13 protein-coding genes are annotated in these 13,347 nt (G+C 60.2%); 4 read left to right on the forward strand and 9 right to left on the reverse strand.

Features of this window, described 5'->3' with window-relative positions; genetic code table 11:
* Positions 1–46 precede the first annotated feature (46 nt).
* The 8 genes from AB4X18_RS18885 to frr all read right to left on the reverse strand — a co-directional run bounded on the left by AB4X18_RS18885 (position 47) and on the right by frr (position 8,182).
* Positions 47–625: an OmpH family outer membrane protein gene (locus tag AB4X18_RS18885; protein WP_432816909.1), complete on the reverse strand. Its 579-nt coding sequence runs from the start codon at positions 623–625 to the stop codon at positions 47–49.
* Positions 626–639: 14 nt separating this feature from the next.
* A complete protein-coding gene (gene bamA, locus AB4X18_RS18890) occupies positions 640–2,904 on the reverse strand; it encodes an outer membrane protein assembly factor BamA (protein ID WP_432816910.1) in 2,265 nt (754 codons plus the stop codon).
* 233 nt (positions 2,905–3,137) lie between these two features.
* Positions 3,138–3,263, reverse strand: a complete 126-nt coding sequence (locus AB4X18_RS18895; protein ID WP_370401528.1) for a hypothetical protein — start codon at positions 3,261–3,263, stop codon at positions 3,138–3,140.
* Between the two features lie 145 nt (positions 3,264–3,408).
* Positions 3,409–4,764 carry an RIP metalloprotease RseP gene (rseP, locus tag AB4X18_RS18900; protein WP_432816911.1) on the reverse strand — a complete coding sequence of 452 codons (1,356 nt, stop codon included), beginning with the start codon at positions 4,762–4,764 and terminating at the stop codon, positions 3,409–3,411.
* A 4-nt stretch (positions 4,765–4,768) separates the two neighbouring features.
* Entirely contained in the window at positions 4,769–5,944 is a 1,176-nt protein-coding gene (gene dxr / locus AB4X18_RS18905; protein ID WP_370402668.1) for a 1-deoxy-D-xylulose-5-phosphate reductoisomerase, read from the reverse strand.
* Positions 5,945–5,946: 2 nt separating this feature from the next.
* Positions 5,947–6,741, reverse strand: coding sequence for a phosphatidate cytidylyltransferase (locus tag AB4X18_RS18910; protein WP_370401529.1), 795 nt, complete (start codon positions 6,739–6,741; stop codon positions 5,947–5,949).
* Positions 6,742–6,753: 12 nt separating this feature from the next.
* The gene (gene uppS, locus AB4X18_RS18915; protein ID WP_432816912.1) at positions 6,754–7,521 is read right to left on the reverse strand and encodes a polyprenyl diphosphate synthase; all 768 of its coding nucleotides are present in this window, start codon (positions 7,519–7,521) and stop codon (positions 6,754–6,756) included.
* A gap of 97 nt (positions 7,522–7,618) precedes the next feature.
* Positions 7,619–8,182, reverse strand: coding sequence for a ribosome recycling factor (gene frr / locus AB4X18_RS18920; RefSeq protein WP_370401530.1), 564 nt, complete (start codon positions 8,180–8,182; stop codon positions 7,619–7,621).
* Between the two features lie 128 nt (positions 8,183–8,310).
* Here frr and AB4X18_RS18925 point away from each other — a divergent pair, with 128 nt between their 5' ends.
* On the forward strand, positions 8,311–9,363 hold the full coding sequence (locus tag AB4X18_RS18925; protein WP_370401531.1) for a Hint domain-containing protein: 1,053 nt from the start codon (positions 8,311–8,313) through the stop codon (positions 9,361–9,363).
* On the opposite strand, the gene pyrH is transcribed toward AB4X18_RS18925, so the two are convergent.
* Entirely contained in the window at positions 9,360–10,088 is a 729-nt protein-coding gene (pyrH, locus tag AB4X18_RS18930) for a UMP kinase (protein WP_370401532.1), read from the reverse strand. The two genes, AB4X18_RS18925 and pyrH, sit on opposite strands and share 4 nt — an antisense overlap.
* An 88-nt stretch (positions 10,089–10,176) precedes the next feature.
* On the opposite strand from pyrH, the gene miaA reads away from it, so the two are divergent.
* The 3 genes from miaA (at position 10,177) to AB4X18_RS18945 (ending at position 13,342) form a co-directional block, all read left to right on the forward strand.
* Complete coding sequence (gene miaA, locus AB4X18_RS18935) at positions 10,177–11,055, forward strand: tRNA (adenosine(37)-N6)-dimethylallyltransferase MiaA (RefSeq protein ID WP_370401533.1); 879 nt, start codon at positions 10,177–10,179, stop codon at positions 11,053–11,055.
* Positions 11,056–11,153: 98 nt separating this feature from the next.
* Positions 11,154–11,948, forward strand: a complete 795-nt coding sequence (locus AB4X18_RS18940) for a helix-turn-helix transcriptional regulator (RefSeq protein WP_370401534.1) — start codon at positions 11,154–11,156, stop codon at positions 11,946–11,948.
* 305 nt (positions 11,949–12,253) lie between these two features.
* A complete protein-coding gene (locus AB4X18_RS18945) occupies positions 12,254–13,342 on the forward strand; it encodes an ABC transporter permease (protein ID WP_370401535.1) in 1,089 nt (362 codons plus the stop codon).
* Positions 13,343–13,347: the final 5 nt, after the last annotated feature.

The raw sequence follows: 13,347 nt of genomic DNA on the forward strand, positions 1-13,347 counted from the left end.
TTCTGTCTTCAGGGGCTAGCAATTTGCAGCCCAGCCGGCAAGCCGATCAGGGGTCTTGCGCAGGATCAGGGGAATTCAGCGTCTCATTCAGCAGGGCGATGGCATCATTGGTGATGTCGATCGCGTTGGCGCTGACAAAAACGGACCGCCGCTCAAGGATCACGGCGGCGCCCGCGTCACGCATCAGGCGTTCCAGCACGGGCCCCGCCGCCGTGAGGAACACCTCCCGTTCGTCTTCAAGCATCGCATTGATGGCCCGCCCTTTTTCCGCCTGCGCGCGTCGGATGTTCTGAACCTTTTCGTCAAAGGCATTCGCCAGTTCGCGAAAGTCCTCTGGGGCCATTTCCGCCCGCTTGGCTGTCAGATCCTGCTCCTCGGCTTCCAGCTCCGCTTCGATCTGGCGGTTTTCGCGGGCCAGCACCGCGCTTTCGGCTTCGATCTGATTGACCACACGGCGGCCAAAATCGCTTTCCAGGAATATCCGTTCGGAATCGATGGTCAGCACCGGGCTGACCACCGTGCCCCGCTCCAACCCGCCGGGGCTAGCGGGCTGACCGGAAGATGGCTGTTGGGAAAGGGCCGCGTCCGCCCCGATCAGGGCAAACGCCAGTGTAACGAGGGGCAAGGCCCGCCGCATCTTCAGAACTCGGTGCGCAGCGTGATCTCGAAGTTCTGTTCCTCGTCGAAGTCTTCGCTTTTCAACGCTTTGGAGACGTTGAATTGCAGCGGCCCGACAGGTGTATCCCAGAAAACCGAGAAGCCGACAACATGCCGGAAGGAGCCACCTTCGCCGACAATCGTGCCGCCGTTCAGGTTCACATCATCGAGGTCCCACAGGTTGCCAACGTCATAGAAGACGCCGCCTGAAATGCCGTATTCCTCCGGCAGACCGATGGGAAATTGCGCCTCAAACCGGGCCACCAGATAGAGGTTGCCCCCCAGCGCATCGGTTTCCACGCCGCTTGTGTCGCGGGGGCCGATGCCGCCGGGTTCAAACCCGCGAATGATGTTCGGCCCCAGCAGGAAACGATCGACGACACGGTTATTGCCGCTGGACCAGGCCAGCGCCCCGCCTTCGAGGGAGGCGCGCAGGGTCAGTTCTTCGTTGAACAGCTTACGCTCTCCCACAACCTTGGCGACGGTCTTGACGTAATTTGCATCCCCGCCCAGCCCGGCAAAGTCCTGAGAAAACTCAAACAGGACCCCTGCAGTCGGATCAAGGCCACCCTCGCGGGTATCATAGGTATAGCGGTAGCCAATGGAGGAGGCGAATTGTTCGCCCGCGTCGATATCATCCTGAACGGTGTTGCCGTTCACCACGATGTCCCGCGCCGTCACTTCAAGGTTTTCTGCTGTATAGCGCAGCTGCAGCCGCCCGAATTCACTGACGGGGAAGGTGATCGAGGGCTGGAATACCAACACTTCGGTGTCATAGGTCGCGAAAGAACTGTCCGTTTCCGAATAGTTCAGGTTCAACCCGAGTTCGACATCACGGCCCAGCAGGCTGGGTTCGATGAAGGTAATGCCATAGCGCCGCGCGTCTTCGGCGGTCGACAGGTTCAGGCGCAAGCGCTGACCGCGGCCCAGGAAGTTTTCCTCGGCAAAGCTGACGACGACACCGATGCCATCGTTGTTGGAAAACGTGCCGCCAAACTGCAATGAGCCGGTCGGTTTTTCCACCACGTCCACATCGACCACGACCTGTTCGTCGCTGCTGCCTTCGCGGGCATTCACCGAAGCGGTTTCGAAATAGTTGAGCGCGCGGATACGTTCGGCCGCCTGCCGGATTTCACGCGGATTGAACGGGTCGCCTTCGACACTGTCGAACTGGCGGCGGATCACCTGATCCAGCGTGGTTGTGTTGCCTTCAATGTCGATGCGTTCCACGAACACACGCGGTCCACGGCTGAGCACGTAAGTCACATCAAGCGTCTGCGTGCGTTCGTTGCGTTCGATGCGGGGTTCGACCCGCATGAAATCGACGCCATCGCGGATCGCCTGCCGTTCGAGGCGGGCAATGTCAGTTTCCACCAGTGTGGGGGAATAGACGACGCCGGGGCGCACCTTGACCAGCTTGCGATAAGCCGCTGGATCAACGCCGTTCATCTCTGACACCAGATCGACCGCGCCAAACTTGAACTGCTGGCCTTCGGTGATGTTGTAGGAGACGAAGAAACCGTCGCGTTCTTCGGTCAATTGCCCATTCACCGCTTCGGTGCGCATGTCGATGTAACCGCGCGACAGGTAGAAATCCTGCAGCAGTTGCTTGTCCGCCTCTACGTTGCTTTCGACGAATGTATCCCGACGGACCAAACGGCGGAACAGACCGGCCTGTTTGGTGCCCAGCACGCGGCGCAGGCGGCGGTCGGAGTAAACGCGGTTGCCAACAAAGCTGAGGCGCTCAATCTCGACGTTGTCGCCTTCGAAAATTTCAAACACCAGATCAACGCGGTTCTGGTTGCGGCGGATGATGCGGGGCTGCACGCGGGCGGCGATGCGGCCATCGTTGCTGTAGGCTTCGGCGATGGCGGCGGCATCCCGTTCGGCCTGTGACGGATTGAACACGCGTCGTTCAGCCGAACTGGTCAGTTCTGCCAGCGTTTCATCGTCGATCCGGCGGTTGCCTTCGAAGCTGATCCGATTGATCGTCGGCAACTCCGTGACGTTGATTACCAGCGTGCTGCCCCGTGGCTCAATAGCAACGGTTTCAAACAAGCCGGAGTTTTGCAAATTCTGAAATGCGTCATTCAACTGACCGCCTGAGACCACCTGACCGCTTCCGATTCCGGCCCGCGCCAGGATGGCACTGTCCCCGATCCGGTTGTTGCCGTTGATCTCGACATTGGTGAAGCGGTATTCCTGCGCCTCCACCGGCACCGCTGGTGCCATCCAAGCCATTGACATCAAGGCACAAACAGATGTGCTCCTGATGAGGTTTGCTACTGCTGATTTTTTTGCCCGCATGGAGTGTTCACCGCCCCGGTTCGTCAGTCTCATGGTTTTGACCCATTCTTAAGACACCATTTGCAACCTGAGTACGCAGGTTGCGGCAGTTTGTCAAAACCCAGAAAGCGAAAAACCCACTACATCGTGCAGTGGGTTTCAGGTGGGAAACATCATGAAGTAGGTGACACGTGTCAGAGGGAGCCGACGAATGCTCCGGCAGCAAGTGCGAATGCGATGGTGCAGATGTAAAGCACCAGATCCCAGTTGAGATCCATCAACACGCTCAGCCCGCGGTAGGATTTCTGGATCGCCTGCATGGGAAACTCCTTTGCTACAAAGGTTAATTACCAAAGCATTGCGGCATGATCGTGATGAAATGTGGCATTTTTGGGGCATTTTCAACGAAGACGCGTGTGCGTTTCGCCCTGCCCTGAAGTGGCCACTGTCGCGTAACAGGTTGAATTACGGACAGAACAGGTCATTCCCCAGTGCAAAGATCATCAGGGACAGGACCAGTGCTAGACCGATGGTCATCAGGACACGCAGCGCCTTGTCGGTTGGCGGTTTGCCGGTCACGGCCTCGTAGGCGTAGAACACCAAATGCCCCCCATCCAGCGCGGGAATGGGAAACAGGTTCAGCAGCCCCACCGCGGTGCTGAGCACGGCAATGAAATTGATGAACGATTGCGCCCCCTGGCTGGCCATCGCGCCGGATGCCTGCGCGATGCCAACCGGCCCGCTCAGGTTGCAACTGCTGATTTGCCCCACGATCATCGCCTTGAGCCCGGATAGAGAGCCTGTGATGATCCGCCATGTGTTCGCCACCCCGCTGGACAGCGCCGTGCCGAATCCGGGCGCGTCCGTGGCAGGTTCAAAGGCGGATCCCCCCACAATCCCGATGCGGAAGATACGTTCAAAACTGCCATCGTCCTGGGGCACATCGGTGACCTTCGGGGTCATCTCCACACTGCGTGTTTCCCCCTCGCGCCAGACGGTCAGATCGAGGGTACCACCGTCGCCGCCTTCAACGGCGGTCTTGAGTTGATTGAACGCAAAAACGTCCTGGCCGTTGATCTGGGTGATCACGTCACCCGGCCGCAAGCCCGCTTCGAACGCTGCTGACCGCGGCAGAACCTGGGTCACCAGCGGAGGCGTCACAAAAGGCCCTGACACGGTCATCGCGGACCCGTCGCGGCGCACGTCGTAAGCAAGCTCGGGCAAAACAGGCAAATCCGCGAACATCTCCGCACGCGCCTCAGCATCCTCTGCCGGGGGCACAGGTTGGCCATTGATTGCCTCGATCACATCACCGGGCTGCAACCCCTGCTCTGCCAGTTGTGGCAGCGGGCGCATGTCGCCCACGGTCAGCGGATCCTGTTGAACACCAACGGAAAAAGCGATGCCCGCGAATATCAGGATCGACATGGCGAAGTTGAACGCAGGCCCCGCAGCAACGGTCAGCGTGCGCGCCCAAAGGGGGGCGCCGTGCATCGTGTGCCGCAGCGCCTTGGGGTCATCGGCCACCGCGGCCATCGCCGCCTCATCCTTGCCGGATGCCGCGTTGGCATCGCCCGCGAATTTGACGTAACCGCCAAAGGGAAGCGCCGCGACCTGCCATTTGGTGCCGTGTTTGTCGGTCCCCGACCACAACACCGGTCCGAATCCCAGCGAAAACACATCCGCCTTGATGCCCGTCCAGCGTCCGACGATGTAATGGCCGTATTCGTGGATCGCCACGATTACGGACAGCGCCACGACAAATGCGACAAGCATCCAGATGACGCCGCCAAACTGCGGCAAAAGCCCAACTGTATCCAATGTGCTACCCTGCTCTTTTGACAGCGGCGGCTTTTGCCGCCTTGCGTGCCAGATGGTCTACTTGGAGCACGTTATCAAGGGTCATCTTGGCATCAATATGGTCGCAGTGTGTGCTCATGTGGTCCAAAGTCTGCGCCACAACCTGTGACATTTCCGTAAATCCAAGCCCGCCGACGATGAACCGGTCCAGTGCGGTTTCCTTGGCTGCGTTGAAGACCGCGCCCATCATGCCGCCTGCCTCCAGCGTTTCGCGGGCCAGTCGCAATGCGGGCCAGCGGACCTCATCCGGGGCGCGGAAATCAAGCTGGCCGATGGCGGCAAGATCCAGCCGTTCGACGGGCAGATGCCTACGGTCTGGGTGATGCAGCGCAAAGCCGATGGCGTGGCGCATATCCGGTGGGCCGACATGCGCCATCAGCGCGCCGTCACTGAACCCGACAAGCGCGTGGATCATCGATTGCGGATGCACGATAACTTCGATCTGATCCGGACGTACCCCGAAGAATTCCCGCGTTTCAATGACTTCCATCGCCTTGTTGAACATCGACGCGCTGTCGATGGTGATCCGCTGGCCCATGTCCCAATTGGGATGGCTTGACGCTTCTGCCAATGTCGCCTGCGCCAATTCCTCAATCGGCCAGTCGCGGAAAGCCCCGCCGCTGGCGGTGATGATGATCCGCTCCACCGCCGCAAGATCCTCCCCGATGAGCGCCTGGAAGATCGCGGAGTGTTCGCTATCGACGGGCATGACCTTGGTCCCTGCCCCGCGCGCGGTTTCCATCAGCAGCGGCCCGGCACAGACGAGCGATTCCTTGTTGGCCAGCGCCAGCGTCGTGCCTTGGCGGGCTGCCTGCAAACCCGGCGCAAGCCCCGCCGCGCCGACAATCGCGGACATGATCCAGTCAGCGGGGCGGGCCGCACTTTCGGTTACGGCCTGCGCCCCTGCGGCGGCCTCAACCCCTGATCCGTCAAGCGCACGCCGCAGATCCTCAAGCAGATCGTCGCGCGCGGTCACGGCCACATCGGCCTTCAGCGCAATCGCATCCTGCGCCAGTTGCGCGATATTGGACGCGCCGGTCAGCGCAACCACATCGTACTCCTGCGAGGCGCGCGAAATGAGGTCGATGGTATTTTGCCCGATCGATCCGGTTGCGCCCAGAATGCTGACCTTGCGCGCCACGTTCACCCGACACCCGGCGGAAAGCCGATGAACTGGCCAATCACCAGAAGAAACAGCGACGCACCCAGCATCCCGTCAAAGCGGTCCATCAACCCACCATGACCGGGGATCAGGTTGGAGCTGTCCTTGACGCCCATCTTCCGTTTCATGCCGGATTCCGCGATATCACCCATCTGCGATGCCATGGAAACGGCGATGGATATGCCCACCAACTGGATCCCGATACCCGAGTTGATGGAGAACAGCAGCCCCACAAGCGCCGCCCCCGCCCAGCCCGATGCGGTGCCCGACCACGTTTTCTTGGGGCTGACCGCTGGCCAGAACTTCGGCCCACCAAACGCACGGCCTGCGAAATAACCCACGACATCCGTGACCACCACGACCAGCACCAGCCACAACAGCCAGCCGAACCCCATGTCATCGCGCACCTGCATCATGCCGTAGCCCGCAAGCAGGATCAGCACCGTGAAGGACATGAAAATCGTGCGGTTTTGTTCCAGCTGGCCAAAGCCGAAAAAGGCCGGCGCAAGCAGCAGCGGCAGGGCAAATCCCACCGGCAGATAGATCGCCAACAGTACCGCAACACCCGTCAGAACGCCCAACTGCAATTGCGCATGGCGCACACCGGGGCGTAGCATGCCCACCAGTTCCCAGACCATCAGGCCACAAATCAACGCGACCAGCACGTGAAACACATGGCCCCCTAGCCAGATGCCGATCAGGCCAACCACGACCATGACGGCCCCTGCCCCCATGCGTGCATTCAGGTCCGACCATTGCTCAGGCGTTTTTGCCATGGATTAGGTTCCTCAGGTCTTGACCGCGCCAAAGCGGCGGTCGCGGTCGCCGTAGGCAGCGCATAGCCTGCCGAATTCATCGCGAGTGAAATCGGGCCAGAGCGTATCAATGAATTCGTACTCCGCATAGGCCGATTGCCACAGCAGGAAGTTGGAAATCCGCGCCTCTCCGCTGGTGCGGATGACCAGATCGGGGTCTGGCAGGACGTAGGTATCAAGATATCTGGGCAGCGTTTCCTCGTCCACCGACGCGGGATCAAGCTTGCCGTCCGCGACATCCTGCGCCAGCCGCTGGGTGGCGCGCGCCACCTCGTCCCGCCCGCCATAGTTCAGCGCGATGGTCAGGTTGACCTTGTCGTTATGCGCCGTGGCTTCCTCAAGTTCGTTCATCAGGCGGATCAGCTTCTTGTCCAGCTTCACCCGGTCCCCAATAAAGCGCACCCGTGCACCGAAATCGCGCAAGGTGCGCGTTTCCTTGGTGATATAGCGGCGAAACAGGCTCATCAAGCCGGCCACCTCGACCTGCGTGCGCTTCCAGTTCTCGGTCGAGAAGGCAAAGATCGTCAGATATTCGACACCGAAGCAAGGGCAGGCTTCGACCACCTCTCTCACCCGGCGTGCGCCGGCGTGGTGGCCGAACAGGCGTGGCCGGCCCCGCTGCGTGGCCCACCTGCCGTTGCCATCCATGATGATCGCCACATGGCGGGGTCCACCCGGCACGATCTCCGTCTCTTCTGACGGGTCAGACGCATCATTGCTGGCTTTTGACGCGGTGCTCATGGGCGGCTCACTTTACCATTCACTGTGGGGATGGACGCGAAGCACTGTCCAACCTGGTCCGGACCGTCCCCAACCGCGGGGGCGGCCCTGTCGCGCCTCAGACCTGCATGATCTCGGCTTGTTTGGTTTCGAGTTGTTCATCGATCTGCGCGATGAACGTGTTGGTCAGGTCCTGCATCTCTGTTTCCCAGAACTTCTGGTCATCCTCGGACATGCCATCGGCCTTGGCTTTCTTGATCTGATCCATGCCGTCGCGGCGGATGTTGCGAATGCTGACGCGCGCGTGTTCGGCATATTGCCCCGCCACCTTGGTCAGATCGCGGCGGCGTTCCTCGTTCAACTCCGGGATCGGCAGCATGATGATCGTACCGTTCAGCTGCGGATTGATCCCCAGCCCGCTTTCGCGAATGGCCTTTTCAACCTTGCCCACAAGACCCTTGTCCCAGACATTGACAGTGACCATGCGCGGCTCCGGCACGTTGACGGTGCCCACCTGGTTGATTGGCGTCATCGACCCGTAGGCATCCACCATCACCGGCTCCAGCATGGAGGCCGAAGCACGACCGGTGCGCAGTGACGCAAATTCAGTGCGCAGTGACGCGATGGCGCCCTTCATGCGCCGCTCAAGGTCGTCGGTATCAAGCATAAAATCGTCTGACATGGGAGCCTCGGTGTTCTTGTCCTTGGCTGTGGTTTTTAGGTCAGCAGGCGGGGATTGTATAGGCGTGTCTTTTTTACGGAGATTTAACGCGCAAATGCTAGTTCGGTCCGCTGAAAAAGCGGGGCCTCATGGTTCAGACCACGTCAACGATGATCTTCATCGGCAACCTGCCGATCATCGACACCGATGAAAGCGATCCGGCAACTGAGAATGTCGGCGCCCTTGCAGGCACCTATGTCGATTCCGAAATGCAGATGGTGGATGTAACCAACTTCGATCAGGACGGTGACGGTGTGATCTGGAGCGACGAAATGGGCACGACCGACTACGTGACCTACACCCTGCGTGACCAGACAGAGACGACGACGGCACAGGATGCGATCATCATCTATTCGGCCCGGATCACCGAAGACGATGGCACGATCCATGATGTAGAAGTTTCGGTCATCCAGATGCCGAACGGCGATACGTTCGTGAACGATTATGGTGCGCAGGGGACCACCGATGGGCTGTTCATCGATAGTATCGAACTCATCGCCCCGGTGATAACCGGCAGCGCGGGCCGCAACACCTATGCCACCACGTCCAGCACCACGATCTGCTTTGTGCAGGGCACGCTTATTTCGACCCCGCCCGGGCTGCGCCGGATCGAGACGCTGGCGCCGGGGGCATTGGTCGATACGCTGGACGGAGGCACGAAGCCGATCATCTGGCGTCGTCGGCAGCAACGCAGGACCAAAACGGCGCAGTCCCCCATTCAGATCGAAGCGGGTGCCTTGGGCTGCGGCCTGCCGGAACGATCCCTGCGGGTGTCTCCGCAACACAGGATCATGATCAATGCGAAGGCCGTCCGGCGCATGTTTGGCGTTGACGAGGTTTTGATCCCGGCCAAACGGCTGTTGCCCCTGCCGGGGATCAGACAAATTACTGTGCAGGACCCAGTATGTTACTGGCACATCCTACTTGATGAACATGCAATTGTCTTTTCCGAAGGCAGCCCGGTGGAGACCCTTTGGCCCGGGCCGGAGGCGCGCAAATCCATACCACGTTCCGTCAGGCTGCCGGAGATCGGACAGATGCAAAGCGCGCGCCTTGTGCCTGAAGCACCACGGCAAAGACAGTTGATTGCCCGGTTGGCCAAGAACGGGCAACCCTGTCTGAACCGGTTCGCGCGGTCTTAACCCTGAACGCGCGTATAGGTCCCCTTGCCTGCAAGGATACCGCGAAATCCGCCGGGTTCATCCAGCGAAAACACGATGATCGGCAGGTTGTTGTCGCGCGCCAGCGCGATGGCGGAGGCATCCATCACGCCCAGCCGTTTGGCCAGCACATCGTCATAGCTGACCGTGTCATAGCGTTTGGCATCGGCGTGTTTGGCCGGGTCTTTGTCATAGACGCCGTCAACCTTGGTGCCCTTGAAGATCGCTTCGCAGGACATCTCGTTGGCGCGCAGGGTCGCGGCGGTATCGGTGGTGAAATAGGGGTTGCCGGTGCCAGCCGCAAAGATGCACACGCGCTTTTTCTCAAGGTGGCGCACGGCGCGACGGCGGATATAGGGCTCTGCGACTTCGTTCATGGTGATTGCTGAAATCACGCGGGTATGGATGCTCAGTTCCTCCAGCGCCGATTGCATCGCAAGCGCGTTCATCACGGTGGCGAGCATGCCCATGTAGTCGGCGGTCGTCCGCTCCATCCCCTGTGCAGATCCTTGCAGGCCGCGGAATATGTTGCCGCCGCCGATGACCATGCAGATCTCCACACCCAAATCATGGACCGATTTCACTTCTTCGGCGATGCGTTGAACGGTGGGCGGATGCAGGCCGTACCCCTGATCGCCCATCAGCGCCTCACCGGAAATCTTCAACATCACGCGTTTGAATGAGGTGTCGGGCGTATCCTGTGGCATATGGGACCTTTTGTGCTGCGGCTTTCAATTGCGCGCAAACTGTCGCAAATGGGACCAAGGTTCAATGCGTCAGAGCAAAGGAGTGCAGATGTCGCAAGGATTCACGCCATTGCTGCGCAACTTGTCGCCCGAACAACCCGTTTTGATCGCAGGACCGACCGCATCGGGCAAATCTGCCCTGGCGCTGGAGATTGCGGCACGGCAGGGCGGCGTTATCGTGAATGCCGATGCCAGCCAGGTCTATGACTGCTGGCGGATCATCACCGCACGGCCTTCGCCGGAGGATGAAGCCGCAGCACCACATCTGATGTACGGCCACGTTGCCGCGACCGATCCCTATTCGACAGGCCATTGGCTGCGCGAAGTAAGGGAGGTTCTGACCGGGGACCGGAGGCCGATCATCGTCGGCGGCACCGGGCTTTACTTTGCCGCATTGACGCAAGGGTTGGCGCAGATCCCCCAGACACCGGCAGAAATACGCACGCAGGCGGATGGGATGGACATTGCGGCCTTGCATGACGGTCTTGATGCGCGCACCGCCACGGGTATTGATCCCGACAACCGCGCAAGGGTGCAGCGGGCGTGGGAAGTGTTGCAGGCCACGGGGCGCGGGCTGGCCGATTGGCAAAGCGAGACGCCCGCGCCGGTTCTGCCCCTGACCGCATGTTATCCGGTTTCGTTCACGGTGGAGCGGGACTGGCTGAACGCACGGATCGCGCGACGTTTCGACCTGATGCTGGAAGCAGGCGCACTGCAGGAGGTCGAGGCCGTCTTGCCCGACTACGACCCGGCCCTGCCCGCGCACCGCGCCATAGGTGTGCCGGAACTGATGTCCTATCTGGCCGGTGAAATGACGCGGGAAGCCGCCCGCGAGGCAACCATCATCGCCACCCGCCAATTCGCCAAGCGTCAACGGACCTGGGCGCGCAGCAAAATGGCCGATTGGCACCGATTCTCGCCGAAGTAGAAGCGTCCTGACGCGGGTCAGTTGACATATGCAAACAATCTGGCATTCTGATTGGGTATAAAGCAGTCAATAAATATCCAAAAACGGATAAATCATCCTTGTCACCCCTATCATCTGACATTCGCATCACCACACTTGCCCAATTGGCGGGCGGGCAGGACTGGCGCCTCCAACTGGCCCATGACCGCGACGATCATCTGCTTGTCTGGGTCACCCGTGGTCAGGGGCGGATGTTGTTTGACGGGTTGCGCCGGGGGCTTGGCGCGCACAACGCGCTTTGGATTCCCGCCGGAACGCTGTTCGCGCTTGAACTGGGACGGCAGGCGATTGGCCAGGCGGTGATCATCCCGCAGGGCACACCGCTGCGCCTGCCGGAGATACCGCGCCACCTGCGCATTCGGGACGTGCAGGTGCAATCCGAACTGACAACGCTGATCGAATCTGCACAGCGCGAACAAACGCAAAGCCGCCCGCTCCATCAGGACGCCCTTGAAGCCCATGCTGCGCTGATGTCCGTCTGGTTGCGCCGCCAGATCTTGCTGGAGGAACACATCCCCGCCGCCCGCAATGCCGCAGGGAGATTGGCAAAGCGGTTCTGCGATATGGTGCCGGGGCATTTCCGGTCGGGCGCGCCAATGGCGGATTACGCGCAGGCATTGGACGTGACGCCGACCCATCTGACCCGCACGCTGAAGACCGCAACCGGCCTGTCGGCGGCAGAGCTTTTGACCGAACGCAGCCTGCATGCCGCGCGCAGCCTGCTGGTGGACACGCGGCAACCGGCACAGGATATCGCCCGTCACCTTGGTTTCGGGTCGGCGGCCTACTTCACCCGTTTCATCCAGCAGCACACGGGAATGACGCCCGGCAAACTGCGCCGCGCGGGCGGTTGAACCAGACTTTCGAGAAACCGAATGGTCGGTTTCGTGACTTGCGAATGTCGCAAAATGATCCTGTTCTGACGGAACTTACCGTTGACCTTCAGCCTTAACTGTTGCCTCATGAAACCCGTGGGGAGGAAAAAGCCCGGATTGATCGGGCCGCGCAAGACAGGAAACTTGGCCTTTGCCAGCCCTTTCGCGCGCTGATCTACCCACAAAATGAATCCGTCGGACCACCATCCGACACACGACCGCAGGCCAAAGGCCGCATAAAAATGAGCGGGGACACCCCGCCTGGCCACCAACAGGGGCGCTGAATGGGACTATTTATCTTACGCCGTCTGGGCGTGATGTTGCTGACGGCACTGTGCCTGACCTTCATCGTGTTCTGGCTGACCAATCTTTATCCGAACCTTGAAAAACTCGCCAAGACACAAGGCAACTTCCGAATGTCGGACGAGGCCGTCGCCAGCTTTCTGGGGGATCGCGGATACCTGCAGCCCCTGCCGGTGAAATTCGGTCAATGGCTGGGTGTGATGCCGGGCTGGGTGACCGAAGGCGAAGACCCTTCGCAAACCTTTGGGCGCTGCTTTGACGCGGGCACCCCGGAAGACGCGCGTCCCAACAGATGCGGTGTGCTGCAAGGAGACTGGGGGTTTTCAACCCGTTTCAAGGATGACGTAGGCCCCACAGTGATGACCAGGCTGGCTTTGACCGGCAAGCTGATGCTTTGCGTGCTGTTGCTGATGGTGCCATCAGCGCTGATCATCGGCGTGCTGGCGGGCATGCGGGAGGGGTCAAAGCTGGACCGGTCGCTTTCCACTTTCTCCATCGCGACCACCGCGACGCCGGAATATGTGTCCGGTGTTATTTTCATCGCGCTGCTGGCCTCCTCAAAATTCGGGATATCGCCCTGGCTGGCGGACATGGGGCTGCTGGATGGCAAGACGCTGTTCCTTGGCTCCGCGACCTCGGCCATGGCAGACGCGAATTTCTGGAACTTCTTCCTGCCTGTCCTGACGATCTCGCTTTATGGCATGGGATATATCGCGCGGATGACGCGTGCTTCCATGACAGAGGTGATGACGGCGCAGTATATCCGCACCGCCCGCCTGAAGGGGGTGAAGTTCTCCGATATCGTGCTGAAACACGCGCTGAGAAACGCGCTGATCGCGCCGTTTACGGTGATCATGTTGCAGATCCCCTGGCTTTTGAACGGGGTGGTGATTGTCGAGACGCTTTTCAACTACAAGGGCTTCGGCTGGCTGCTCGTTGAGGCGGCCTCTAACAACGATATCGAGCTTTTGCTGGCGGTGTCGGTCATTTCGGTGATCGTGGTGCTGGTGACGCAGCTGATCTCCGACATCGGCTACGTTTATCTCAACCCACGCATTCGCATTTCCTGAGGGGG

The sequence above is a fragment of the Sulfitobacter rhodophyticola genome, assembly GCF_041281685.2.
Lineage (GTDB): Bacteria > Pseudomonadota > Alphaproteobacteria > Rhodobacterales > Rhodobacteraceae > Sulfitobacter.

Excerpts from the sequence above, each read along its gene's own strand:
- bamA (WP_432816910.1), bottom strand. The coding sequence starts at position 2,904 with ATGTCAATGGCTTGGATGGCACCAGCGGTGCCGGTGGAGGCGCAGGAA.
- AB4X18_RS18895 (WP_370401528.1), bottom strand. The coding sequence starts at position 3,263 with ATGCAGGCGATCCAGAAATCCTACCGCGGGCTGAGCGTGTTGATGGAT.
- AB4X18_RS18910 (WP_370401529.1), bottom strand. The coding sequence starts at position 6,741 with ATGGCAAAAACGCCTGAGCAATGGTCGGACCTGAATGCACGCATGGGG.
- uppS (WP_432816912.1), bottom strand. The coding sequence starts at position 7,521 with ATGAGCACCGCGTCAAAAGCCAGCAATGATGCGTCTGACCCGTCAGAA.
- frr (WP_370401530.1), bottom strand. The coding sequence starts at position 8,182 with ATGTCAGACGATTTTATGCTTGATACCGACGACCTTGAGCGGCGCATG.
- AB4X18_RS18925 (WP_370401531.1), top strand. The coding sequence starts at position 8,311 with ATGGTTCAGACCACGTCAACGATGATCTTCATCGGCAACCTGCCGATC.
- pyrH (WP_370401532.1), bottom strand. The coding sequence starts at position 10,088 with ATGCCACAGGATACGCCCGACACCTCATTCAAACGCGTGATGTTGAAG.
- miaA (WP_370401533.1), top strand. The coding sequence starts at position 10,177 with ATGTCGCAAGGATTCACGCCATTGCTGCGCAACTTGTCGCCCGAACAA.
- AB4X18_RS18945 (WP_370401535.1), top strand. The coding sequence starts at position 12,254 with ATGGGACTATTTATCTTACGCCGTCTGGGCGTGATGTTGCTGACGGCA.